The sequence below is a fragment of the Bacillus sp. FSL R5-0820 genome, from assembly GCF_038593385.1.
GTDB lineage: Bacteria > Bacillota > Bacilli > Bacillales > Bacillaceae > Bacillus > Bacillus altitudinis.
On record NZ_CP151991.1, the window covers coordinates 1,941,076 to 1,963,156 of the forward strand.

A 22,081-nucleotide genomic window follows, 5' to 3' on the forward strand; every position below is an offset into this window, starting at 1 on the left:
AAAGCGTTATATTAGTATGATATTCATAAAAATGATTGTTTTTTCTGAAAATGGTCTTGTGATCTAATCTGACAACTGCTATTATTATGAAATTACAAAATATTAGAGGAGGAAAACATGAACAAAAAACTGATACTGACACTACTCATCGCGATTCCATTCATTGGGCAGCTTGCACTGCTCCCCTTTGTGAATCGTATTCATCCATTTGTCATCGGGCTGCCCTTTTTCCACTTCTGGCTCTTACTATGGATTGTACTCACACCCGTTTGCACATTTATCATTTACAGGATGCAACATTCAAATGGAGGGACTGACGAATGCAAGGAAACTTAACAGCTTTATTGATTACTGCAAGTATTATTTTCATCGTCGTGGTCATCGGTTTTGCCGCTGGTCGTGATAAATCATCAAGACAATCAGTAGAAGAATGGTCTGTTGGCGGGAGAAAATTTGGCGGGCTTCTCGTCTGGTTCCTTGTTGGCGCAGACTTATATACTGCTTATACCTTTTTAGGGCTCACAAGTACAGCTTATACAGCGGGAAGTGTTGCTTTTTTCGCTATCCCCTATTCAGTTCTTGCTTATTTTATTGCGTATTTCTTCTTACCAAAACTTTGGACGGTTGCAAAAAATCACAAGCTGACAACACTTGCTGATTATGCACGTGAGCGATTTGACAGTAAACTGTTATCCAGTTTGATTGCCATTGTCGGTGTACTCATGCTCATTCCATACATTTGTCTTCAGCTCAGCGGAATTCAAGATACGTTAACTGTCGCTGGAACGGGTTATATTAATGTGAATGCAGTTGTTATGATTTCATTTATTTTAGTTGCACTTTATACATTTTTCAGTGGTATTAAAGGCCCTACATATACAGCTATTATTAAAGATATTCTTGTTTGGGTGATCATGCTCTTTATGGTGGTTTCCCTCCCGATTATTCATTTTAACGGCTGGACGCCGATGATGAATACGTTAGCTAAGGAGGCCCCACAGCTTCTGACGATACCTGAAGGAGGCCCTAAAGGCATTTTGTGGTTCATTACCGCATCAGGTGTTTCTGCACTCGCATTATTTATGTGGGCACATGCAGCAACTGGCGTTTTCACAGCCAAAAGCGCAGATGCCATCCGTAAAAACAGTATGTTTTTACCTCTTTACAACATTGTATTGATTTTGGTCATCTTCCTTGGCTTCATTGCCTTTTTAGTCTTACCGGAAGATACAAATCCAAGATTTGCTCTTCTTCATTTAATTCAGACGTCATATGGCGGCGTGATGCAGGGGCTTGCGTATTCAACGATTGCACTTGCTTCTCTCATTCCATGTTCGATCATGGCCATTGGGGCGTCGAATTTATTTGCCAATAATTTGTACCGTGATTTAATCCATCCAAATGTGTCACCTAAACGTTTAACGATCATTACACGTTCGATGGTATTTATCGTGATCGGGCTTGCTCTTTTATTCGGTATGCTGTTCCCGACTGCGCTTGTCACGCTTCAGCTGATCGGTGTTTCTGGAATGGTTCAAATTTTCCCAGCCATTGCGATCAGCTTATTCTGGAAAAAACAATCGAGAGAAGCAACGATCGCAGGGCTCATCGTAGGAATTATCGTTACCTTTACAGCGAATATGACACAAATGACATTCGGCCTTTATGAAGGCTTTCTCGGCTTACTAGCAAACGTTGTGGTCATCTTGATATTGAATCCATTCTTCCAGAAGAATGTCGCATCTAATTCTGTGACAAGTGATTTGTTTGAAAAGAATGGGAAAACAACGGAACCTGTGGCTAACAAAGCGTAACACAAGAAAAAAGCAGTCCCCTGATAAGGACTGCTTCAGCGTGTAGACAAACCCTCGCATTCTTTGTCAGTCCTGCGTGCTGGTGCTCACGAATGTCAAATTCGCTCCTCTTCAGTACTCGTCCTTCCTAGACTTCAAAGGTTTTCTATCACGCTGAGCTGAAAAGAAGACAAAGGGCTAAAATAAAGTTCATTTTAGCCCTTTGTCAACAATTTGAAGCAGTCCCCTGATGAGGACTGCTTTTTCTATTTCATTTCTTTTTTCAATACTTCAATGGCTTTTTTCATTTGCGTGTCATTTTTCTTGAGCTTATCTTGGATGTTTGTCATCAGTACCGTCGTTGTGTCCCCTGTCAGAATACCATCAGCCTTTAGATCGTGATCTGATTGGAAACTTTTCACGATCGACTGGAATGCTTGATCATATTCTCCATTGGCTTTTGCTTTGTAGCCAAGCGCTTGGAACATTTTTTGAGCCGCTTTGACTTCATCTCCATCATCATTCAGTTGATACGTCTTTTTCGGACTTAAGTATGGCAGCTTCGCATAACTCGGCAGAGATGCTTTCACCTGTGGCTCAATTCCTTTTTTGTGAATCCAAGACCCGTCTGGTGTCAACCACTTGGCAATGGTTAATTTCACACTAGAACCATCATTGTAGCTTTGCGCATTTTGAACAGTCCCTTTACCAAATGTCTTTTCTCCAACAAGTTGAATGCTAGAGGATTGGTGCAGAGCTGCCGCCATGATTTCAGCAGCACTCGCTGAACCGCCGTTTACAAGAACAACTGTCGGCTGATGAACTTTGCGTTCTTTTTCCGCTTTGTACACTTGTTTCTTTCCTTTTTCCTCAACCTGCATAATGACTTTTCCTTTATCGATAAAGTCATTGCTCATTTCAATTGCTTCTGTCATAATGCCGCCTGGATTATCTCTCAGATCAATGACAAAACCTTTTGCCCCTTTTTTCTCGAGGTCATCAATCGCTTTATCTAACTCTTTAGACGTCGTTTCAGCAAAAGACGTGATTTGGATTTCGCCTATTTTATCTTTTGTTAGTTTTGCATACACCGTTTCAAGTGGAATCGTATCTCTTGTGATCGTGACATCCACATTTCCAACACCTTGTCGGTTCAAATGCAGTTTGACATCCGTTCCTTTTTTCCCTCTGATAAGAGAAACGGCTTTATTCACTGACATACCTTTTGTACTTTTACTATCCACTTTTAAAATACGATCATGAGGTTTCAAACCAGCTTTTTCAGCAGGAGAGCCTTTAATCGGTGCGACAATTAAAATTTGTCCATCCTTCTCTTCTACTTGTGCACCAATTCCTTCAAATGAAGATGAAATCGTGTTGTTAAATCCTTCGGCTTCCTCCTGATCCATATATGTAGAGTATGGATCATCAAGTGATGCAATCATTCCTTGAATCGCACCGTCTACTAGTTTTTGATCATCCGTTTTTTCGTAATACTCGTTTTTTACCTTCGTATATGCAGCCATGAGTTTACTAAACTTCTCATCTCCTGAAACGCTGACAGCACCTTGTTTTGTGATCACAAATGTAATCGCTGAGGAAAGCGCTGCTGTCAACAGAATGGCTATCACGAACTTGAATTGTTTTTTCAAAAAAACACCACCTTTATCTCCTTTCATTATTATCAAGGACGATTCTTCATCCGTCAACCAAAGGATCAAACTTCTATTTGAAAAGATAAGCCATTTCGCCCTGCAATGCATAATCTTTAGAGAGAAACATGATAAAGAAAGAAGGGATTCCATGAGTGACTATGTAGAAATGCTTGCCTATTTTGGTGTATCAGGTGCCCATCCTGGCGGAATTGAGCTAACAAAAACGATGATTGAGCATCTTCACTTGGCGTCTGACGATCGTATACTGGATGTTGGATGCGGCACAGGACAAACAGCCGCCTATCTAGGACATTTAGGTTATGAAGTAGAGGCGATTGATACACACCCTTTGATGATTGAAAAAGCCAATCTGCGATTCGAGCGGGAACAACTACCTTTCCGTGCACAGCAAGCATCGATCGAACACCTGCCATTTGCGGATGACTCGTTCTCTCTACTGATCAGTGAATCTGTTTTAAGCTTTACCCATTTACCTGCTGCGCTTGCTGAGATCAAACGGGTGCTTGCTCCTGGAAAACAATTGATCGCAAATGAGGCTGTGTTAAAAGTGCCGCTCCCCTCAAAAGAACAGGCAACCATTCGGGAGTTTTATGGGTTTCACTCCCTCTTTTCATTTCCTGAATGGAAAAAACAGTTAGCGTCCGCAGGATTCCGTGACATTCAGATTCTCTCATTTGATGAACACATGGTGCAGGAAGAGCCGACCGAAATGGAATTATCAGATCAAATACCACCTTCTCTTTATGATACATTACAGACACACTATGACCTGATTCAAACACACCGAGAACATCTGAGTCACCTTGTATTTGAATGTACAGTATAAAATGAGCGAATCTCCTATATGTTTTGTCCAAACTCTATGAAGTCTTTCGCATAGGATAAGAGTGAAAAGAGTTTGTCATAAGGAGGAAAAACATGGAGCGCTACTATAAACTTTGTCAGCAGCATATGGGGAAAGTAGCTAGAATTACTGATCGAAATGGCAGAGTACATGTTGGACGTATTGAGCGGGTGTCAAACCGCAAAGTTTATATCCGACCAGTCGGCGGGTCCCGCAGGGGCTTAGGCTTTGGCTATTACGGAGGTTATTACGGAGGCTATTATGGCTGGGGTGCAGCTTATGGCATCGGTCTCGGTTTTATTACCGGCTTCGCTTTAGCAGGTTTGTTCTTTTTTTAAAACGGCGTATAAAAGAAGGCCTCCCAGCTTCGGGAGGCCTTTTATTTGTTTATATTTTCTTCACTTTATTCATATACTCTTCGAAAGTTAAATCATGATCATGCATCGCTTTTGCAGCTTCTTTCCCTACATAGCGCAAGTGCCACGGCTCATATTCATATTTCGTGATGTCTTCTTTCCCTTTTGGATAACGGATGATAAAGCCATATTTATAAGCGTTTTTGGCTACCCATTTACCATCAGGTGTTTCACCAAATTTTTCAGAGATTTCAAAGCCGGCACTTTTTGAGGAAATATCCATGGCAAGACCTGTTTGATGCTCACTTTCGCCTGGTAAGGCTACGGCTTCTTGGGCTTTTTCTTTCCCTTTTAGTTTCACTTCACTATCAAAAATGACTTTTTGACGATCATAGGAACGATAGCCAGATACTGCAGCAAGCTCAAAGTTTTCCTTTTTAGCACCTTTGAATAACTTTGCAAGTGCCTCCGCTGCTTCTTTTCGAATATATCGTTTTTCAATATCCTCTGAAAAAGAGAATTCCACTTTTGGTACAACGAGATCAGAAGGTTTATAGGTTCCTGGCAGTGCATATTCTTTGTTCACTAAAGCAAGCACATTTTCAGGGTTTTGAATGGTCTTCAGTCCGCTCACTACCTTGATGTCATTGAAATATTCACTCTTTAACGTCAGCTCTTGATTAGATGAATCTGCCGTATCGTTTGAGTTTTGCTGGGGTGATGAACTTGCTGCGTTCTTTTGTTCGTTTGTTTTGTTAGATTCAGTGGTACCGCTTTTCTGATCCAGCAACTGGCAGCCTGATAATGCGGCCGTCAAACCAAGAATCGATGCGATTGAGAGTATTTTATAGCTTTTCTTCATGACATACCTTCCTTTTGCTCTACTAAAAAAATAAAGATGCGCTACATCGTAGCACACCCTTTATACTATTATAAAACAGAATCTAGTGCAATTAAGATCATTTCGTCAAATGTCGTTTGACGCTCTTCAGCAGTTGTTTCTTCTCCTGTTAGCACATGATCGCTCACTGTCAGAATCGACAACGCTTTTCTGCCAAATTTTGCAGCAAGCGTATAAAGAGCCGTTGTCTCCATTTCGATCGCTAGAATTCCATATTGGTCCATCAGCTCAAGTGGTTTTTCATTATAAAACTGGTCTGCTGTAAATACATTCCCAACACGCACAGCTACATTTTTCGCTTCTGCTGTGTCGTAGGCTTTTTTCAGTAAACCAAAATCAGCACATGGTGCGTAATCAATCGGTCCAAATGCCACACGGTTCATTTGAGAATCTGTTGATGATGTTTGAGCTAAGATGACGTCACGTACATTGACATCTTTTTTGATCGCTCCGCAAGAACCAACACGGATTAAGTTTTGAACATCATAGCTTTGGATCAGCTCATTCACATAGATCGAAATAGACGGTACGCCCATTCCAGTACCTTGTACAGAAATGCGTTTTCCTTTATATGTTCCAGTATAACCATACATGCCGCGCACTTCGTTATAGCACACAACATCTTCTAAATATGTATCTGCAATATATTTCGCACGAAGCGGATCGCCTGGAAGCAATACCGTTTCTGCAATTTGTCCTTTTTCTGCTCCAATATGTACACTCATTTTTTAGCCTCCACTTACGTTTAACATGTGTTTAGTCCCATTTATTATAAACGATTGAGATCAAAAAAGAAAATACCAGCTGAAAGTAAAGCTGGCATCGTCGTTTATATTTAACTCATCGTCATTAGGCGTTCACTGCGTTTCCATCCTGCCGGAAAGAGCTGGTAGTAGCACTTCCCTTTTTTCTGGTCATCAATCACAACGATATCCCCTGTTGTGATAAACCGTGCATTGTAATCATTAGGGACTGTATCTTGTACATTAAATGTCGAGAATGCTTTTTCTAGTACATCAAGGTGTGTCCTGCCGCCAATCTTTGTCCGGTACACAGGCTGATGTCCGCTTTCTGCACCATATTCAGGTGTTTGATAAATGGTTAAGTGATAAGCTGAAGGTTTCTTTTGAAAAAATCTCAACGTCAATTGCATTCAAATCCCTCCCCTTTTATATAAAATTGGCTGGGATCTATGAATTTCCTTCTTCTATTTTTGTCGAATGACGGACAATTTTTCGTCAATCTTTTTACATATGAGAAATAAAGCTAGTCCTATCGCAAAGCCCCCTGCTACATCAGTGACATAATGAACACCGATATACATCCTGCTGATGCCGATCATCAGCACACAACATCCTGTCACCATGTAGACTGCTTTTTGTCTCTTTTTCAGCCACGGAACCATTTCAATGAATAGATAGGCGATAAATGGATAGATCGTTGCTGCATTCATAGAATGTCCGCTCGGAAAGCTGTAATAGGTCTCATTCACTAGATGATCAAAGGCCGGACGCTCTCTAGCAAACAGTCCTTTCAGTTCATGATTGACCGTTTTTTCTGCTATATATAGTAGAAAAAGCAGCATAATAGAGTGGTAGCGTTTATACATAAACAGCGCCACGCTAAAGATGAGCATGATTGGGACAAGCAGCGCACTGATACCAAAGTCAGTCAAAGTCAGCATGACATCATTTAAAAAAGGAAGTCTGATGTTCTCAAATGATAAGATGATCTGGTTGTCCAACTCCTGGAACATGCCAGACACCATAAGCGCTGCGATGGCGCCAAACAAAAGGAAAAAAATGATGACATACACGCGAAACAATTCCCCTCCCTTTCTACTCAGAATCTCTTCAAAGTATAGTGCCTACCACGCCTCTTCTTCAACTATCATTGCTTTCCTCAGCATATATTCAAATGTAATATCGGCAAGCTCAAACGTTTCCAGCTCAGATGGTATGTACCCTCTTTTGACCAGCTCCGTGTAGAAGAATTCTGCAATTTCCTCTGTATCAATCACCAAATCTGCTTCTTTCATTGCTTTCCGCCTCCTTTTTTATGATGTATGAACGCTGCCTTATTTTTATTACAGTTTGTCATAATGGCTCATTCCATACATATAAATGCAGTAAACGAAAAGAAAAGGGGCATGAGGCAATGAAATGGTTAAGCATATTAGATGGTCATACTTTTGATCAGGTGATGGGCCGTATCTTGAGGGGATGGTTTTATGTGATTGCTTTTTTCTGTGTTCCTTACTTTTTATTCGTGTTAGGACAAGTCTTCTTTTAACCAAAATGCTCGTTTAAACTTTCCAAAATAAAGTCCATCATATCCTTATATTCTGGATCTTTGAAAAATTCATAGAGAATTTTATAATCATTGTAAATATCAAGAAGCTCATCCACTATAGATACAGCGAGAAATTCTAGTGATGCTTCGCTTTCTTGTTTCTCTTCTAACTGTAATAGAGCGGTTTGCACCATATCTTCCTCTATTTCTTTTGAGGTTTCTCCAACGTAATGCACAAAAAGAAGCTGATGAACAAACTGATCCATCTCATATTTTCTTAGGACAAGCGTCAAGTCTTCTTCTTCTGTTTCCAGCCATTCTCCGTCTTTTAACCTTGTCAGTTCATAAATGACATCTTCCCAGCCATCTTCAAGGTAGCGCCATATCTCAGTCCGATGGCCAATGATTTTAAATAGCTCTTTCCCGTAATCCTTTACATATACAACATCGCCAATGAGGAACTCATATTCAATGTCCAGCTTTTCTGTATCCACTATCACCCCGTCGTACTCATCGTAAAGCTGGAGTGATGTTTCAAAATAAAGCACCTCATTATGATTGACCTCATATAAATAATGCTGGTCAATTTGATGGACTTTTGTTATCGTTCCAACTGTGCCGTACATGACAACGACGACAATATCCCCTACTTTATATTTTGGTGCTTTCGCCTTCATTCTGTCTCCCCCTTGCCCGACTTTTGGTCTTAACGTATCGTATGCCGGCGCAAGGAATTCTGCATGGGCAACCACACCATGCAAAACGCCATTTTATTTCTTCATGAAAAAACCGCTTCTTCCATACGGAACAAGCGGTTGTGTGTGTTATTTTTTTTTGACTTCTACTTCGTATTGCTCAAAAGCCTCGTCAAATGTCGTCATGGAGCTTAAATAGTCCCCATTTAACTCTAAATAGGCACATAGCTCATGATAATCAGTGGATGCTTTAGGAAAGCTGTGATCTTCATAAGCAGCATTTGCAAAATGACTGATTTCATCCTTCGGTTTTGGATGTCTATACTTCATTAAATAATGGTAAAACGACTTCACCTGTTTTTCCCTCCGCGACACTCTATTTTGTTGTTATATTATACAGGAATTTGATGACTTGTATAGGCGGAGGTACAACTTATGAAGAAAAATCAAAGTAATTACGCTTTAATAACCGCTCCATGCTCATTAATTCTGCATATGAGATTTTTTCTGGAAGTTTTGTTTGATCGACTAAAATTAATTGATCTTCTATCTCTTTTACTGTCTCATCCTTCTGATACGTCATCCCGCAATGCGTGCAAGAAATCGAAGGCGTTTCCAAAATCTCAATCGATTGTGTGCCCGTGATGAGTTCCCAATAGACTGTGGTCTGTCCTGCGTTCGCTTTCTTCTCCTCACACCAATCACATGTCAGCAACGTTATTTCTCCTCCTTTACGGTTTGTTCTTTTTTGAGCTGGGCTTGATATTTCTTCTCTTTTAATTCATCTCGTTTTTCACGTTTGTTTTTGAGCGTATCATGTTCAGGATTCGTTTCATAAGACTCTCTTCGTTTCATTCGGCTTAAATTTTCAGGCGTAAAGGATCTTGCTTCATCTTCAAATAGAGCAGTTATGCCAATGGCGGGTTCTTTCTTTTCTTCATAGATTTCATTAAAATACGCATCTGCTTGGCCTGCGACGTAATGTTCTGGCTCCGGATAAGAGGTGATCACACCTTCAAAGTTACGCAGGACCACTTTCTCAGGGCTTTGAGATAATAAATAATTTGGCTGTAAGGTGATCTTACCTCCGCCGCCTGGCGCATCTACAACAAAGCTTGGCACGGCATAACCACTCGTATGTCCTCTTAAGCCTTCAATGATTTCAAGGCCTTTTGAAACTGGTGTTCTAAAGTGGCCGATCCCCTCTGATAAATCACATTGATAAATATAATAAGGTCTGACGCGAATCATGACGAGATCATGCATCAGCTTCTTCATAATTGGAACACTGTCGTTAATTCCTGCTAGGATCACCGCCTGATTACCAACAGGGACGCCAGCATTGACAAGTCGCTCACACGCTTCTTTTGCTTCTTTTGTGATTTCAATGCTTGTATTAAAGTGAGTGTTCAGCCAAACAGGATGATATTTTTTTAAAATCTCACACAATTCATCTGTAATTCGCTGCGGAAACACGACCGGTGCACGTGTTCCAATTCGAATGATTTCAACGTGAGGAATGTCTCGTAAGTTTTTCAAAATGTATTCAAGCACTTGATCATTAATTAACAGCCCGTCACCGCCTGAAATTAACACATCCCGCACTTCAGGGGTTTCTCTAATATATCCAATGGCGGCATCTAATTGCTTTTTCGGCACGCCCATCCCGATCTGACCGGAAAAGCGCCTTCTCGTACAATAGCGGCAGTACATGGAGCACTGATTTGTGACAAGAAACAGCACACGATCTGGGTAGCGGTGCGTTAAACCCGGAACAGGTGAATCCTCATCTTCATGGAGCGGATCTTCGAGGTCATATTTTGTTTTATGAAGCTCTTCTGCAATCGGTACAGACTGCATACGGATTGGGCATCTTGGATCGTCTGGATTCATCAGTGAGGCATAGTAGGGTGTTATGTTGAGTGGAATGGTTTTCGTGGAAATCTTCACCCCTTCTTTTTCCTCTTCTGTTAAGTTCACGACTTTTTCTAAATCTTCAAGCGTTTTGACCGTATGCGTCAGCTGCCAAATCCAGTCGTTCCACTTTTCCTCGGGTACGTCCTTCCAAAGTTCAATGTCCTTCCAATGTCGCGCAGGTTGATACAGTTTTTGATTCATATCCATTCCCCCTATCAGCATTCACTTTATACTATGCAAGTTATGTGCCAACATGGGAAAATGCCCCTATTCTTTACAAAAGGAGCTTTTCCGTCACATTCACCTGTTTGAAGTGCCTACTTTTCGGCATCTGTATATTTTTTTAGTTTATACTGCAATGTTTGTCGAGGAATCTTTAAAGCGGCTGCTGTTTGCTTAATATTCCCTGCGTGCTGTCTTAAAGCTTCTTGAATCAGCGTTTGTTCAAATGACGTCACTTGACTTTTTAATGAGGACTCTGGTGGATGACTTTCTATCTGATGCGTCCGCAAATGGGCAGGGAGATATGCTGGGGTGATTTCTTCTGCTTCCTTTGGCATCATCAAGACGGCATGCTCGATCGTATGTTTTAATTCTCTGACATTCCCTGGCCACTGATGGGCCATAAATACTTGGACAGTTTCTTCAGAAAGGCGGTTGACGTTTTTAGAAAATTGCTGATGATACGTTTGAATAAAGTGGCGGGATAACAGCTGGATATCATGCTTCCTTGTGCGAAGCGGCGGGATATGAAATGATGACACATGCAGTCTATAAAATAAGTCTTCTCTTAACATTTGTTTTTTAACGGCTTCAAATGGGTCGATATTGAGGGCAGTAATCACTCTGACATTTACTTGAACCGCCTTTGCATCACCTATCCGGCGGACAACACCATCCTCTAACACACGCAGTAATTTTGTTTGAAGCGTAAGCGGCATCGCTTGCAGCTCATCAAGAAAAAGCGTACCGCCATCTGCTAATTCAAACAGCCCCTTGCGATCTATTGCGCCCGTATAACTTCCTTTGACAGACCCGAATAAAAGACTTTCAAGCAGCGATTCTGGAAGAGCAGCGCAGTTTTGCGGGATAAAGACTTGATCTTTCCGATCAGATGCATGAACAATCGCTTGTACGAGTACCTCTTTTCCTGTCCCAGTTTCCCCGAAGACCATAACCGACGAAGGATATGCAGCAGCTTTTTTCGCTTTCTCCAGCATCTCTTTTAAGTGTGGATCATTTGTTAAAAATGAAGAAAAATCGAGCATTTGAGTGGTCTCCGCGGCACCATCCGTTCGTTTTTTTTGATCTAAACGATTCGAAAGCGCCGACAGCTTCGACACATCTTTCGCTACTTCTACCGCCCCAATTAACTTGCTGCCTTCCATAATGGGCAGTGTGGTGTTGACGGTCTCAATTTTTTCTCCATTTTTATTCAAATAGGTTTGCAACGAATGATAAATGGGTTTTCCTGTTCTAAGTACATGCATGAGTGTACTTGTCTTTTCAGTTAATGAAGGATACACATCCAGTATGTACTTGCCAATCACCTCTTCTTTCGCTAAACAGTCGAACTTCGCTGCATTATGATTATAAAAGATGGTGACCCCTTGATCGTCTACAACGTGAATCGCTTCATCGATGGCTTCTAAAATTAATTCAAACCAATCCGCTCTTTCGACAACCTTCCCCACTATTTCTCCCTCACTTTCTATGCTGAAAATTCGGCACTGTATTGCCCAATTTTCAGCGGCTTGATGATGTTCAACGTGTTCCTCTATCCTTTTCACGTTTCGCTTTTTCCTGTCGATCTCCTGCTTTTTTCGTCAATTCGAAAAAAAGCACCCCTCTTATGAGGAGTACTTTCGCCCTGACGTTTGATAAAGAGACAAGTCAAATTCCTGAAGAGACTCCATATACAGCGGCACAATTGGCTTTCCTTCTTGAAAAAATGCAAATTGAGAAGGTTGTAGTTTGATTGGCTGATGGTAAAACGCAAATATTTTCACTACCTCAGGGACAATTCGGCAAAAGGTATCATGCACAAATAAATAGACATCTTGTTTCCATTTAAACAGCCGTCTATTTGGTGGGCTGAATATTGGAGATACTTGAATGATGCTGCCTTCCTCAAACGTCTCCAGCTGCTGTTTTGTGACCGTGTAAATCTCCTTTTGATGAAACTGAAAATATTGCACATCACGTCTTGAAGCAAACCGTCTTTTTGTCTGATGTTCAATATAATAAAATGTTCTGCCGTTATCTGCAGTGACGACTGTATAATTCGGAACTGTCAGCGGCTCGTTCATTTCATATTTCATCGTACATAAGGAAGGAACACGAATCGCACGCCTGTTCTTTTCATTCACCCAGCGCTTGTCAATTAGATGGAGACATCCGTGAGCGATTTGATAATAAGCGCCATCTCTTTCAATCACAGTTCCGTCAATTAAATCGTAGGGCATACTCGAAAACATATGATGGAATGATTGTGGCGTTTTATATGTGGTATCAAGTACTTCTTGTAATGGAAAGAACGCAGCAAAATGATTCAGTCTCATCCAAAACACAGAATCAGCATGATGCCAATGTTTTGGTTCGTCGGCCCAGTATTGTCCGTATTTTTCATGAATAAACGAAAGCAGCCGGCTTCTATGCATAACAGAGCAATGGTCGACTTGAAAGGATGCATGCTCCAACACTTGATCTGCTTCTCGAACGAAGCTCGCCGTTTCCACCAAATGCTGATTCACATGCACGACACGCTGCGAGGAATAGACGATATCTATGTGAGGCTTCGATTGAAAAACCTCGACCATTTTCTCTAAACGATCTTTTCTGTAGACTGTATCATCAGTTACATAACAAACCAGCTCACCTGTTATACGTGTTAATGCTTCATTAATTAGCGTTGCATAACGTACAGTCTTCAGCCGGTTTGCAGGATGAATTTGATGAGAATACAATTGAATGCGCTTATCCACTAAATAAGGCTGCATCTTTTGGATCGTTTCTTGTTCAGAGCCATCATCCATGATCAAAAGCTCCCAATGCTGATACGTTTGTTCTACCACACTCTTTAGCACACGTTCAATGAAATCAGGTTTGTTGTAGCTTGTTAATATCACTGATACTTTCATGACCATTATCCTTTTTTAAATAGATTAAAAAGCCCCCCAGCTGACAATGTTCACATAAGGAACACTTACTCTTAGCTGATTTGTCGCATTTTTAAAGACTGCTACTGAGTCAAACAATTGTACGACAACCACGTTTTGCAGCACATCTCCATTGACTAAATGAACACGCGGCAGCGGAATGCCGAGCTCAAGCCACGGGCGCAGCAATTCTTTAATCTCTGACGCACTCCCTTCCTCACTTTCCTCTAAAAGATGAAGAAGAAGTATAATCAACACAACTTCAAGTATTCCTTCTGTTTCTAGTAATTCTTCGTTCCAGCCATTTAATAGTTGTTCAAATTCCATTCAGATTCCCTCTTTCTTCTCGTTTGATCTTTACTAGAGTATGAGGATCACTTCATTTAGCATCAGCATTTGAAAACATTTTTCAAAAATGTGTGAAGTCATTAAATGAAAAAAGAACAAGGAATGAGCATTCTGCTTATACCAAAAAAAGAGAACGGCATATACATAGTGGTGTGTTTGAATGGATGAAGAAAGGATGGGGAAAACATGAGCGAAAAGCGTGCCGAATTAAAAAAAGAGCTGTTAAAGCTGTTTTTCAAACCGCTTAGTCATGCGTTAACAGTTAATCTCGAAGAAGGAGGAGTTCAAGTGGAAGAAAAATTGAACGATTTATTTAGTGAGGTGGCTGCTGAAGCATCACCTTCAGATTCTGCTACAACACTCGACGTATCTCAACCAGCAAGATGGATTTTTGCAAGACTTGCACCTGGAACAGTCATTAGCATTGTCATGGACTCAGGTGACTTAATCGGACCCGTTCAATTCGTATCATTCGATGCTTCAACAGGTGTTGTTTTCGTCACACAAGAAAGCTCTGTGACACCTACAGGCTCTGCAACGACTCTATTAGATGTAGATAAAGTAGAAAGTGTTACGTTCACATCTTAATGTGAGAGGGCCATCATGAAGCTTCTTTATATCAGCTCTGGCTACGGTGGAATCTATCGGATGTTCGATCAATGGATTGAAGAGAGCTTCATTGATTCCCCCTTTTCATGTATCAAGATGGAAAGGGAAACTCTACCCGCTCATATGCACAAAATCCGGACATTTTCTCCGGATTTTGTTTTCATGATGATCGGTGATCATATTCCAACAGAACTGCTTCATCAATTCAAACAAGAAAAGATCCCCGTTGTACTGTGGATGACAGAAGACCCTTTTTATATAGATGTGTCAGCTGCATGCGTAAGTGATGCACAGCTGATCTTAACGATTGACGAAGGTGCTTTGTCATTTTACAAACAACTAGGCGCTAATCACACGCACTACTTTCCCATTCCGACCAATACACACGTATTTCAGAAAAAAGAATCACCACATGAGTCGTGCATCTATGACATTGCACTCATTGGCTACCCTTATCCAAACCGCATTAAAGCCATCGATACACTCTTACATCAAAACAAATGGCGCATTCTCGTAGCAGGAAAAGAGTGGCATCGCATGTTGAATAAATCACGCAGACGATATCGTGATCTCTCACTGATGACCCACTGGCTGAGTCCCGAGCAGATGGCAAACATCTATCAAACATCAGCCATTGTTCTGAATCCGCACAGGCCCGCGCAATTTGCCTATAATCAAAACAAAGCCAATGTTCAAAATATGAGCCTCAACAACAGAGCATTTGATATCGCTGCAAGCGGAGGCTTTCAGTTGACAGATCTACAACCGTCACAGGCATTTTCAAGCTTCGCTTTTTACACACATGAAAACGATTTGATTAAGCAGGTCGAGCACTATGTAACAAACCCTCAACAAAGACAATCGGTTGCAGAGAACAATTACGAGCAAGTCGTTCGCTGGAACACATTTGATACGCTGCCTTACAGACTTTATGAAATAGTCAAAAGCGCCCTATGACCGGGCGCTTTTTCTAATTGCCATCATCTTATGCCGTTCCTTCTGCATCTTGTCGAGCCAATAAAATCTTCTCTGCCTTTTTCCGATCTTCCTCACTTTTCACAACAAGCGATTGCGCATGATCCATCATATATGCACCAACAGATCCTTCTAAAAAGGAATGAATGCATTCTTTTGCATATGGAACATGAAACGCATAGACAGCTCCATTTAAACGTCCATACGTATAAGGGTGCTCTTGAGTTGGTACAAAAAAATAATGATTGTCCTTATACAGGCTGGCTTCATTGGTGTCATGAAGTGTCCAAGTTTCATTTGGATTTTCTAACGCCTCTGTAAAAGAAGCCGCACAATCATATCCCCCCTCTACTAGAAGCTGCAAGCAGTTCTCAATATCTGCCGTCTGCCTTAGTGGTGATGCTGGATGCAAATACAAAACAATATCAAACGTCTTTCCCTCTCGTTCTAAATAAGCAAGTGCATGCTTCACAGCTACTAAAGAAGGTGTTTGTTCCGTCACATGTGTGCTTGGCAGTTCAATCACATTTGCTCCATAGTGGGACGAAATGATTTGAGTATTCACATCCTCTGAAGATACGATGACTTCATCTAATTCAATCATTTGTAATAATGGTTGAATGGTCCAATAGATCAGCGGCCGCTCCGCCAATACGCGAATGTGTTCAGCATGATGTCCCTGCTTGCTGCTAAAAGCTGGTATCATAGCTAAAATACGATTTCCCCTATACATGTATGATCTTCTCCCCTCGCGCAGCTCAGTATCAGAGAATACATTCTGAGAGCTGAACTGATCACCGTACTGAAGTTCTTTAGGTGCCTCGCTATTCTACTTAATCTTCTATCTCTACATATTCTATTAAGTCGTCAAGCAGATGGTTATAATTGGTTCACCTAATTTATGCATGAAGTGGTTCTTTTCCTCAAACGTCTTCCACTCTTTCACATATGATGCAAAGTAGAGAAATGAGAGTTGGGGGATTAGATATGTCCAAACAAATAGAAACGAGTTTGAAGACCTTTTTTCGTGACAAAATCATCTTGGTCACAGGCGGTACGGGTTCGATTGGCCGGCAGATTGTGAAAAAATTAACAGCCTGCTCTCCTAAAAAGGTCATTGTCTTCAGTAAAGATGACAGTAAACAATACATGATGAAAAATGAATATGCGGCAAATCCAGAGGTTGTATTTGCACTTGGAGATGTGAGGGATGCCAGCCGCGTCAGGCAGCTTATCAAAGGAGTAGATATCATCTTCCATGCAGCTGCGCTCAAACAAGTACCCACCTGCGAAGATAATCCGTTTGAAGCTGTCCAAACCAACATCATCGGCGGACAGCATGTCATTGAAGCAGCACTTGAACATGAAGTCAGTCATGTTGTCAACATTTCAACCGACAAAGCGGTTTCTCCGACAAATGCCATGGGAGCTACAAAATTAATTTCAGAAAAATTGTTTTTTCAAGCGAATGAAAGTATTTCAAATCAGAAAACGAAGTTTTGCTCTGTCCGGTTTGGCAATGTGCTTGGATCAAGGGGTTCCGTCATCCCCATCATGCTTCAACAGTTGTTAAATGAACAACCTCTAACTGTAACTGATCCTAAGATGACACGCTTTTTTATGTCTATCGAAGAAGCTGTATCTCTCACGCTTGAAGCAGCTATCATGATGAAAGGCGGCGAAACATTCATCCTCAAGATGGAGTCATTACAGCTGGCTGATCTATTGAAAGCATTTCATGAATATGCCGGTCTGATCAATGTTCCTTCTCCTGATATTCTCGTTGTCGGAAAAAGACCTGGAGAAAAACTTCACGAGGAGCTCACATTCCCTCACGAGGCAGATGCACTGTTTGAACATGAACAATTTTATGCCATTTTACCAAGACCACATCTTCACCCTCATTTTCAAAAAGTCCATTTGACCCATTACACATCAAACGAAGCACCGCTCATTACAAAAGAGAAACTGTTTCACATCATTGAACAATTACATCATACCCACCATAAAAAATAAAAAAATCGTCACACGGAAGCAGCTGACTTCCATGTGACGATTTTTAAATCAATTATTGAAAGATGTGTTTCAAATGACCGTAGCCTTCTTTTTCAAGATCATCCTTCGGGATAAACTTTAAAGCGGCAGAATTAATACAATACCGAAGACCGTTTGGCCCTGGGCCGTCAGGGAATACATGACCAAGGTGAGAGTCGGCCGTCTTACTGCGAACTTCAGTCCGCACCATGCCATGGCTCGTATCTACTTTCTCTTCTACCTCTTGATCTTCAATCGGCTTTGTAAAACTTGGCCAGCCGCAATGGGCATCAAATTTATCTAAAGAAGAAAACAATGGCTTGCCTGAAATGATATCTACATAAATGCCCTCTTCCTTATGATCCCAAAATTCATTTTGAAATGGCGGCTCAGTGCCATTATTTTGCGTCACTTCGTACTGCATTCGGTTTAATTCTTTGATGCGCTGCTCTTTTTCGTTAGCCATTATTTATCACTCCAATGAGATTGAATAAAACCTGCTCTGCCCGAACCGACATGGTATCGTTCGTAGTGCATTTTGTTCTTTTTATAATAATGCTGATGATATTCCTCAGCAGGATAAAAAGGACCAGCCTCTAAAATTTCTGTCACGATTGGCTTTTGGAAAATTCCACTTTGGCTCAGCTGCTCTTTTGATGTTTCTGCAAGTTGCCTTTGTTTTTCATTGTGGACATAAATCCCTGTACGGTAGGACTCTCCTCTATCACCAAATTGTCCTCCATCATCTGTTGGGTCTATTTGCTGCCAATATAGTTCTAATAGCTTCTCATACGGAAAAACGTCTGGATCAAAGGTAATTTGAACGGCTTCTCTATGGCCTGTTGTATTTGTACATACTTCCTCATAGGTTGGATTCACTGTATGTCCGCCAGTATACCCTGATTCAACTTTGATAATGCCTGGCTGTTCATCAAAAGGTTTAACCATACACCAGAAACAGCCTCCAGCAAATGTGGCTAATTCTTGTTTTTCAGACATATTAGTGCCCCCTTCATTTAAAAAATGGTATCATCATATTATAACATGATAAAAAATAATGAAAATGATACGACTTGTATACCTAAAAACAAATGAAAGCATTCTGTCGTATCTTAAAATATAATGGGGGTTTAATGATTGGAACAAAGAAAACAAATGATGTATGAAATGGATACTTTACTGAGAACCGTATTTAAGCAAATACGTTATGAAATTAACAGCTTGCTTGAAAACGAATTATCTCGGAATGAATTTCTCATTTTAAATCTGCTGCGTGAACAAGGCGCAAAAAAAGTAACGGAATTCGCCTCAATTCTCGGTGTATCAGCAAGCCATATTACAGCTGTAACCGACACACTTGTAGAAAAAGGCTGGATCACTCGTATCCGTTCAAAAGAGGATCGACGCATCATCAAAATCCACTTAACCGATAAGGGTAAGGAAATTACTGAGCATTTTGAGAAAAAGAAAACAGAATACTTCATGGAACGATTTGAATCATTTGATGATGAAGAACTGAAAACGATGATCAAATTATTTAAAAAGCTGGATAAAAGTCAAAAGGATTAAGCATAGAATTTAGCGTGGAGGACATGCTACGGATAAAAAGGTGGAATGAACCATGACAAGTCCATATCTTTGTCCCAACTGCAAAACCAACAGAACGCGTTTTAATCTCATCGAGCAGCATTCAGAACCCGTGAAACTTGATCCTGCAACTGGAGCTATTGTCGAAACATATGAAGGAGATCAGCTTTCTCCTTTTCACATGAACTATCAAGGACCGAAAATCAAAGTCCAGTGCGGCGTTTGCGGATTAATTGAGGATGAAAAAACGTTCATTAAGCTGGCTGAATATCATCAATATTCATCTCCTTCTTAATACGAGAGCCTGACACTTTTTGTCAGGCTTTTTTCTATGTTTCTTTTGCCTATACAGATCGTCCCTTTCTTGCATACGCTACAAAAAACACATTGCAGAGAAAGAAGGGATAAAGACGTGCAGCAGCTCTACGAGATGAATCAATTTCTATATCGTCCATTAGCTACCTTTCCCCCATACCATCCAAGAAACACCATTTCCAAAGCTATTATTCGATTATTTCACGCTGCACCGGATTTAAGTGAGCTTGCTGTATTTGTAAATCAGCAGCCAATCCAAAAAAAGCTGCCATACGGTCAGCTGTCTGCTTATATGGAATGGGATGAGGGTGTTTATGAGATAGAAGTATTCAAGCTGGCTACAAAAGAAAGAATTCTTTCTTCTCGTATGATGATTAATGGAAACGAGACTTACACGCTATGTATCACAGGAGCTCGTACCGGCTTTGCGCTGCTCACAGAAAAGCAAGACTCGCTGATTAAGCAAGATGAGCTATCAGCACTCACGTTTATCCAGCTGTCACCAGACCTCCCTTTCATTGATATATATGAACGAGATCAAGGCATGTTATCAAAGGAGCTCGGATATGTGAACGGCACCCAAACCCACCACTTCTCTCCGAATAAGTATCACTTTGAATTAAAAGCTGCCGGTACTCAAAGTGTACTGCTTGATATTCCGAAAGTTCACCTGCAAACAAAGCGGGCCTATCTTATTTTACTTCATGGATTTGCAAACGGAGAGCCAGAGCTAATGGCAAAAGTCGTCTTGTCTCACCAAATGTAAAAAGAGCCTTTCCAAATGGAAAAAGAGCCTTTCCAAATGGAAAAGGCTCTTAGCGTGTAGACAAACCCTCGCATTCGGTGTCAGTCCTGCGTGCTGGTGCTCACGAATGTCACATTCACTCTGCGCCGGTACTCGTCCTTCCTAGAATACAAAGGTTTTCTATTCCGCTGAAAAGAAGATAAATAGCCTTTCCAAATGGAAAAGGCTATTTACGAGACATCTTCAGCTTTTTCTTGTTTTTGAAAATCAAAAGCAAGAATCATGGTACCTAAAAATAATGCACAATAGGCGATATTTAAGTAAAACTGGTCGATATTTTCTGCTTTTAAATGAGAGGCAGCTGTCATGCCAAAGTATGCAGCAAATAAGAGCGACAGTAAACTAAAATATTGATAGACTCGCTTCATCGTTTCACTCCTGACTTACACGTTCTATTGCTTTGGATGATAATATGAGAATTCAATTTCATCATTCTCAAGATCAATTTTGTTCGCTTTGACATACATATCATTCGTCAGCGGCATTTCTGAAAGGCGCACTTCCACTGTTTTTTGGTCTGGTTTCACATGAACGAAATCAGGCAGTTCATAGAATTGACCCATGTAGCTTAAAACAAAACTGATTGGGATGCTTAATTGTCCAATTGAAAAGTCATCTACTTTCAGCAGAACATCCCCATTATCTTCAACAGATGGTGTAAATGATACATTTGCATTAATCGTTGAAGAAAAAGCTTTGATTGCACCTGTTACTTTCACATCTTGGTCAATCGCAACATGAAAGTCGGGCATATCGCTTGATCCTTGGTTTTTTAAATAATCATTGACAAAGCTGGTGAGCGATTCTTTTGAACTAGAAATGTTAAAAGCATACTCGCTGTTCACTTCTTTTTTCGAAGCGGATTGATCGCTTGGCAGCAGCATGAAAATACCGCATACAAGAACAATCAATAGATTAATTGACAGTAAAACAAAAAATAAACTCTTCCATTTTTTCATCTTTTCACCCTATTCCTTCGGCAGTCCTTCTTTTTTCACTTCTGAGAATAAACGATTTGCCATAAGAGAGTACCCCTTTTGGTTTGGGTGGAAATCATCATCTGCCAGTAATTTTTCATCTTGATCATCTTCAAATAAATCTGCAACATCGATCATATCAGCATTGCCGTCTTTTTTTAGTTCTTTTTCGGCAGCAGCATTCCAGTCTTTGACGACCTCATCAATATCTCTTAGCTCAGACAAGCTGAACTTAAAAGGATTGTACATACTGACATACATGATTTTTGCATGGTCATTATGCTCTCTTAATTGAGCAAGAATGGTCTTAAAACGCTCTTCAAAAGGACCTTGCTCTTTTTGAAAAGGAGCAAATGTCAAGTTGAGCACATTTTGACGGACGACATGCATTAAGTCATTTCCGCCGATCGTAAAGAAAATATAATCAGCGTCTTTCAGTCCATCCTGCACTTTTTTTTCTTTTAATCTTTTTAATAAATCTACCGTTCTACTGCCTTTAATGGCATAGTTTTTTAATGTAACAGACTGTACACCGTCCACCGCTTCTATCTTGTCACGGGTGATGCCGGCATACCCTTTTTTATTTTGATCTCCGATTCCTTCTGTTAAGGAATCTCCAACCGCTGCGATCGTAATATGTTCTTTTACGTTTTGTGTGTCTTCTAGTTTATCCTTTATGCCAGCCTCTTGCGCGGAACATGCAGAAAGAACAAAAGCTAGAGACATCACAATCAAAATCAAACGAGCCTTCAAACGATGATGTCCCTCCTTTTTCTGATTAAAAAAGTGTATCATGTTT

The 22,081-nt window shown here is 40.7% G+C and carries 29 protein-coding genes; 10 read left to right on the top strand and 19 right to left on the bottom strand.

Annotated elements, in window-relative coordinates; genetic code table 11:
• Positions 1-117 precede the first annotated feature (117 nt).
• Together NST15_RS09795 and NST15_RS09800 are read left to right on the top strand one after the other, a co-directional pair.
• Entirely contained in the window at positions 118-336 is a 219-nt protein-coding gene (locus tag NST15_RS09795; protein WP_008346461.1) for a DUF3311 domain-containing protein, read from the top strand.
• Positions 321-1,814 (top strand): sodium:solute symporter, encoded by a 1,494-nt coding sequence (locus NST15_RS09800; protein WP_048003186.1) that lies wholly within the window; start codon positions 321-323, stop codon positions 1,812-1,814. Before NST15_RS09795 ends, NST15_RS09800 begins: the two co-directional genes overlap by 16 nt.
• A gap of 245 nt (positions 1,815-2,059) precedes the next feature.
• Here NST15_RS09800 and NST15_RS09805 read toward each other — a convergent pair whose 3' ends face one another.
• A complete protein-coding gene (locus tag NST15_RS09805; protein ID WP_342498512.1) occupies positions 2,060-3,445 on the bottom strand; it encodes a S41 family peptidase in 1,386 nt (461 codons plus the stop codon).
• 151 nt (positions 3,446-3,596) lie between these two features.
• Between NST15_RS09805 and NST15_RS09810 the strand changes: the two genes are divergently transcribed.
• Complete coding sequence (locus NST15_RS09810) at positions 3,597-4,295, top strand: class I SAM-dependent methyltransferase (protein ID WP_113747249.1); 699 nt, start codon at positions 3,597-3,599, stop codon at positions 4,293-4,295.
• 92 nt (positions 4,296-4,387) lie between these two features.
• Positions 4,388-4,651 (top strand): hypothetical protein, encoded by a 264-nt coding sequence (locus NST15_RS09815; RefSeq protein WP_342498513.1) that lies wholly within the window; start codon positions 4,388-4,390, stop codon positions 4,649-4,651.
• Between the two features lie 49 nt (positions 4,652-4,700).
• Here the strand turns inward: NST15_RS09815 and NST15_RS09820 are convergent, their stop codons facing one another.
• The 12 genes from NST15_RS09820 to cgeC all read right to left on the bottom strand — a co-directional run bounded on the left by NST15_RS09820 (position 4,701) and on the right by cgeC (position 13,959).
• The gene (locus tag NST15_RS09820) at positions 4,701-5,531 is read right to left on the bottom strand and encodes a M15 family metallopeptidase (protein ID WP_017367458.1); all 831 of its coding nucleotides are present in this window, start codon (positions 5,529-5,531) and stop codon (positions 4,701-4,703) included.
• 68 nt (positions 5,532-5,599) lie between these two features.
• A complete protein-coding gene (gene deoD / locus NST15_RS09825; protein WP_007500754.1) occupies positions 5,600-6,295 on the bottom strand; it encodes a purine-nucleoside phosphorylase in 696 nt (231 codons plus the stop codon).
• Between the two features lie 110 nt (positions 6,296-6,405).
• Positions 6,406-6,723, bottom strand: a complete 318-nt coding sequence (locus NST15_RS09830; protein ID WP_007500756.1) for a hypothetical protein — start codon at positions 6,721-6,723, stop codon at positions 6,406-6,408.
• Positions 6,724-6,777: 54 nt separating this feature from the next.
• Positions 6,778-7,386: a phosphatase PAP2 family protein gene (locus NST15_RS09835; RefSeq protein ID WP_342498514.1), complete on the bottom strand. Its 609-nt coding sequence runs from the start codon at positions 7,384-7,386 to the stop codon at positions 6,778-6,780.
• A 51-nt stretch (positions 7,387-7,437) separates the two neighbouring features.
• Positions 7,438-7,608: a YozD family protein gene (locus NST15_RS09840; protein WP_017359685.1), complete on the bottom strand. Its 171-nt coding sequence runs from the start codon at positions 7,606-7,608 to the stop codon at positions 7,438-7,440.
• Positions 7,609-7,858: 250 nt separating this feature from the next.
• The gene (locus NST15_RS09845; RefSeq protein ID WP_008346441.1) at positions 7,859-8,539 is read right to left on the bottom strand and encodes a hypothetical protein; all 681 of its coding nucleotides are present in this window, start codon (positions 8,537-8,539) and stop codon (positions 7,859-7,861) included.
• A 147-nt stretch (positions 8,540-8,686) separates the two neighbouring features.
• On the bottom strand, positions 8,687-8,911 hold the full coding sequence (locus NST15_RS09850; protein WP_003215834.1) for a YozE family protein: 225 nt from the start codon (positions 8,909-8,911) through the stop codon (positions 8,687-8,689).
• A 79-nt stretch (positions 8,912-8,990) separates the two neighbouring features.
• The gene (locus tag NST15_RS09855; protein WP_025207505.1) at positions 8,991-9,272 is read right to left on the bottom strand and encodes a YokU family protein; all 282 of its coding nucleotides are present in this window, start codon (positions 9,270-9,272) and stop codon (positions 8,991-8,993) included.
• Between the two features lie 2 nt (positions 9,273-9,274).
• Positions 9,275-10,675, bottom strand: a complete 1,401-nt coding sequence (gene ablA / locus NST15_RS09860) for a lysine 2,3-aminomutase (protein ID WP_008346434.1) — start codon at positions 10,673-10,675, stop codon at positions 9,275-9,277.
• Positions 10,676-10,791: 116 nt separating this feature from the next.
• The gene (locus NST15_RS09865; RefSeq protein WP_024718563.1) at positions 10,792-12,168 is read right to left on the bottom strand and encodes a sigma-54-dependent Fis family transcriptional regulator; all 1,377 of its coding nucleotides are present in this window, start codon (positions 12,166-12,168) and stop codon (positions 10,792-10,794) included.
• 156 nt (positions 12,169-12,324) lie between these two features.
• Complete coding sequence (locus NST15_RS09870; RefSeq protein ID WP_342498515.1) at positions 12,325-13,620, bottom strand: glycosyltransferase family 2 protein; 1,296 nt, start codon at positions 13,618-13,620, stop codon at positions 12,325-12,327.
• A gap of 18 nt (positions 13,621-13,638) precedes the next feature.
• On the bottom strand, positions 13,639-13,959 hold the full coding sequence (gene cgeC, locus NST15_RS09875) for a spore maturation protein CgeC (RefSeq protein ID WP_007500768.1): 321 nt from the start codon (positions 13,957-13,959) through the stop codon (positions 13,639-13,641).
• A gap of 207 nt (positions 13,960-14,166) precedes the next feature.
• Here cgeC and NST15_RS09880 point away from each other — a divergent pair, with 207 nt between their 5' ends.
• Both NST15_RS09880 and NST15_RS09885 read left to right on the top strand, forming a co-directional pair.
• Entirely contained in the window at positions 14,167-14,568 is a 402-nt protein-coding gene (locus NST15_RS09880; protein WP_007500770.1) for a hypothetical protein, read from the top strand.
• 15 nt (positions 14,569-14,583) lie between these two features.
• Positions 14,584-15,546 carry a DUF3880 domain-containing protein gene (locus NST15_RS09885; protein ID WP_281215249.1) on the top strand — a complete coding sequence of 321 codons (963 nt, stop codon included), beginning with the start codon at positions 14,584-14,586 and terminating at the stop codon, positions 15,544-15,546.
• A gap of 28 nt (positions 15,547-15,574) precedes the next feature.
• Here NST15_RS09885 and NST15_RS09890 read toward each other — a convergent pair whose 3' ends face one another.
• Complete coding sequence (locus NST15_RS09890; RefSeq protein WP_017367462.1) at positions 15,575-16,297, bottom strand: N-acylneuraminate cytidylyltransferase; 723 nt, start codon at positions 16,295-16,297, stop codon at positions 15,575-15,577.
• A gap of 254 nt (positions 16,298-16,551) precedes the next feature.
• Between NST15_RS09890 and NST15_RS09895 the strand changes: the two genes are divergently transcribed.
• Positions 16,552-17,580: an SDR family NAD(P)-dependent oxidoreductase gene (locus NST15_RS09895; RefSeq protein ID WP_217967051.1), complete on the top strand. Its 1,029-nt coding sequence runs from the start codon at positions 16,552-16,554 to the stop codon at positions 17,578-17,580.
• A 52-nt stretch (positions 17,581-17,632) separates the two neighbouring features.
• Here NST15_RS09895 and msrB read toward each other — a convergent pair whose 3' ends face one another.
• Together msrB and msrA are read right to left on the bottom strand one after the other, a co-directional pair.
• On the bottom strand, positions 17,633-18,064 hold the full coding sequence (gene msrB, locus NST15_RS09900) for a peptide-methionine (R)-S-oxide reductase MsrB (RefSeq protein ID WP_007500777.1): 432 nt from the start codon (positions 18,062-18,064) through the stop codon (positions 17,633-17,635).
• A complete protein-coding gene (gene msrA / locus NST15_RS09905; protein WP_017367464.1) occupies positions 18,064-18,597 on the bottom strand; it encodes a peptide-methionine (S)-S-oxide reductase MsrA in 534 nt (177 codons plus the stop codon). Before msrA ends, msrB begins: the two co-directional genes overlap by 1 nt.
• Positions 18,598-18,735: 138 nt before the next feature.
• Between msrA and NST15_RS09910 the strand changes: the two genes are divergently transcribed.
• The 3 genes from NST15_RS09910 to NST15_RS09920 all read left to right on the top strand — a co-directional run bounded on the left by NST15_RS09910 (position 18,736) and on the right by NST15_RS09920 (position 20,266).
• Positions 18,736-19,167 carry a MarR family transcriptional regulator gene (locus tag NST15_RS09910; RefSeq protein WP_007500780.1) on the top strand — a complete coding sequence of 144 codons (432 nt, stop codon included), beginning with the start codon at positions 18,736-18,738 and terminating at the stop codon, positions 19,165-19,167.
• 52 nt (positions 19,168-19,219) lie between these two features.
• Positions 19,220-19,480 carry a hypothetical protein gene (locus tag NST15_RS09915; protein ID WP_008346413.1) on the top strand — a complete coding sequence of 87 codons (261 nt, stop codon included), beginning with the start codon at positions 19,220-19,222 and terminating at the stop codon, positions 19,478-19,480.
• Positions 19,481-19,597: 117 nt separating this feature from the next.
• Positions 19,598-20,266, top strand: coding sequence for a DUF4397 domain-containing protein (locus NST15_RS09920; RefSeq protein ID WP_144679467.1), 669 nt, complete (start codon positions 19,598-19,600; stop codon positions 20,264-20,266).
• 209 nt (positions 20,267-20,475) lie between these two features.
• Here NST15_RS09920 and ypmT read toward each other — a convergent pair whose 3' ends face one another.
• The 3 genes from ypmT to NST15_RS09935 are packed head-to-tail and all read right to left on the bottom strand — an operon-like array spanning position 20,476 to position 22,035.
• Positions 20,476-20,673 (bottom strand): protein YpmT, encoded by a 198-nt coding sequence (ypmT, locus tag NST15_RS09925; RefSeq protein WP_008346409.1) that lies wholly within the window; start codon positions 20,671-20,673, stop codon positions 20,476-20,478.
• Between the two features lie 24 nt (positions 20,674-20,697).
• Positions 20,698-21,264, bottom strand: a complete 567-nt coding sequence (locus tag NST15_RS09930) for a YpmS family protein (protein WP_017359695.1) — start codon at positions 21,262-21,264, stop codon at positions 20,698-20,700.
• A 9-nt stretch (positions 21,265-21,273) separates the two neighbouring features.
• Entirely contained in the window at positions 21,274-22,035 is a 762-nt protein-coding gene (locus tag NST15_RS09935; RefSeq protein WP_025207511.1) for an SGNH/GDSL hydrolase family protein, read from the bottom strand.
• Positions 22,036-22,081 lie beyond the last annotated feature (46 nt).

What these genes read in the sequence shown, in the direction of transcription:
- NST15_RS09795 (WP_008346461.1), top strand. Translation starts at nt 118, where the DNA reads ATGAACAAAAAACTGATACTGACACTACTCATCGCGATTCCATTCATT.
- NST15_RS09800 (WP_048003186.1), top strand. Translation starts at nt 321, where the DNA reads ATGCAAGGAAACTTAACAGCTTTATTGATTACTGCAAGTATTATTTTC.
- NST15_RS09810 (WP_113747249.1), top strand. Translation starts at nt 3,597, where the DNA reads ATGAGTGACTATGTAGAAATGCTTGCCTATTTTGGTGTATCAGGTGCC.
- NST15_RS09815 (WP_342498513.1), top strand. Translation starts at nt 4,388, where the DNA reads ATGGAGCGCTACTATAAACTTTGTCAGCAGCATATGGGGAAAGTAGCT.
- NST15_RS09820 (WP_017367458.1), bottom strand. Translation starts at nt 5,531, where the DNA reads ATGAAGAAAAGCTATAAAATACTCTCAATCGCATCGATTCTTGGTTTG.
- deoD (WP_007500754.1), bottom strand. Translation starts at nt 6,295, where the DNA reads ATGAGTGTACATATTGGAGCAGAAAAAGGACAAATTGCAGAAACGGTA.
- NST15_RS09830 (WP_007500756.1), bottom strand. Translation starts at nt 6,723, where the DNA reads ATGCAATTGACGTTGAGATTTTTTCAAAAGAAACCTTCAGCTTATCAC.
- NST15_RS09840 (WP_017359685.1), bottom strand. Translation starts at nt 7,608, where the DNA reads ATGAAAGAAGCAGATTTGGTGATTGATACAGAGGAAATTGCAGAATTC.
- NST15_RS09845 (WP_008346441.1), bottom strand. Translation starts at nt 8,539, where the DNA reads ATGAAGGCGAAAGCACCAAAATATAAAGTAGGGGATATTGTCGTCGTT.
- ablA (WP_008346434.1), bottom strand. Translation starts at nt 10,675, where the DNA reads ATGAATCAAAAACTGTATCAACCTGCGCGACATTGGAAGGACATTGAA.
- NST15_RS09870 (WP_342498515.1), bottom strand. Translation starts at nt 13,620, where the DNA reads ATGGTCATGAAAGTATCAGTGATATTAACAAGCTACAACAAACCTGAT.
- cgeC (WP_007500768.1), bottom strand. Translation starts at nt 13,959, where the DNA reads ATGGAATTTGAACAACTATTAAATGGCTGGAACGAAGAATTACTAGAA.
- NST15_RS09880 (WP_007500770.1), top strand. Translation starts at nt 14,167, where the DNA reads ATGAGCGAAAAGCGTGCCGAATTAAAAAAAGAGCTGTTAAAGCTGTTT.
- NST15_RS09885 (WP_281215249.1), top strand. Translation starts at nt 14,584, where the DNA reads ATGAAGCTTCTTTATATCAGCTCTGGCTACGGTGGAATCTATCGGATG.
- NST15_RS09890 (WP_017367462.1), bottom strand. Translation starts at nt 16,297, where the DNA reads ATGTATAGGGGAAATCGTATTTTAGCTATGATACCAGCTTTTAGCAGC.
- NST15_RS09895 (WP_217967051.1), top strand. Translation starts at nt 16,552, where the DNA reads ATGTCCAAACAAATAGAAACGAGTTTGAAGACCTTTTTTCGTGACAAA.
- msrB (WP_007500777.1), bottom strand. Translation starts at nt 18,064, where the DNA reads ATGGCTAACGAAAAAGAGCAGCGCATCAAAGAATTAAACCGAATGCAG.
- msrA (WP_017367464.1), bottom strand. Translation starts at nt 18,597, where the DNA reads ATGTCTGAAAAACAAGAATTAGCCACATTTGCTGGAGGCTGTTTCTGG.
- NST15_RS09915 (WP_008346413.1), top strand. Translation starts at nt 19,220, where the DNA reads ATGACAAGTCCATATCTTTGTCCCAACTGCAAAACCAACAGAACGCGT.
- ypmT (WP_008346409.1), bottom strand. Translation starts at nt 20,673, where the DNA reads ATGAAGCGAGTCTATCAATATTTTAGTTTACTGTCGCTCTTATTTGCT.
- NST15_RS09930 (WP_017359695.1), bottom strand. Translation starts at nt 21,264, where the DNA reads ATGAAAAAATGGAAGAGTTTATTTTTTGTTTTACTGTCAATTAATCTA.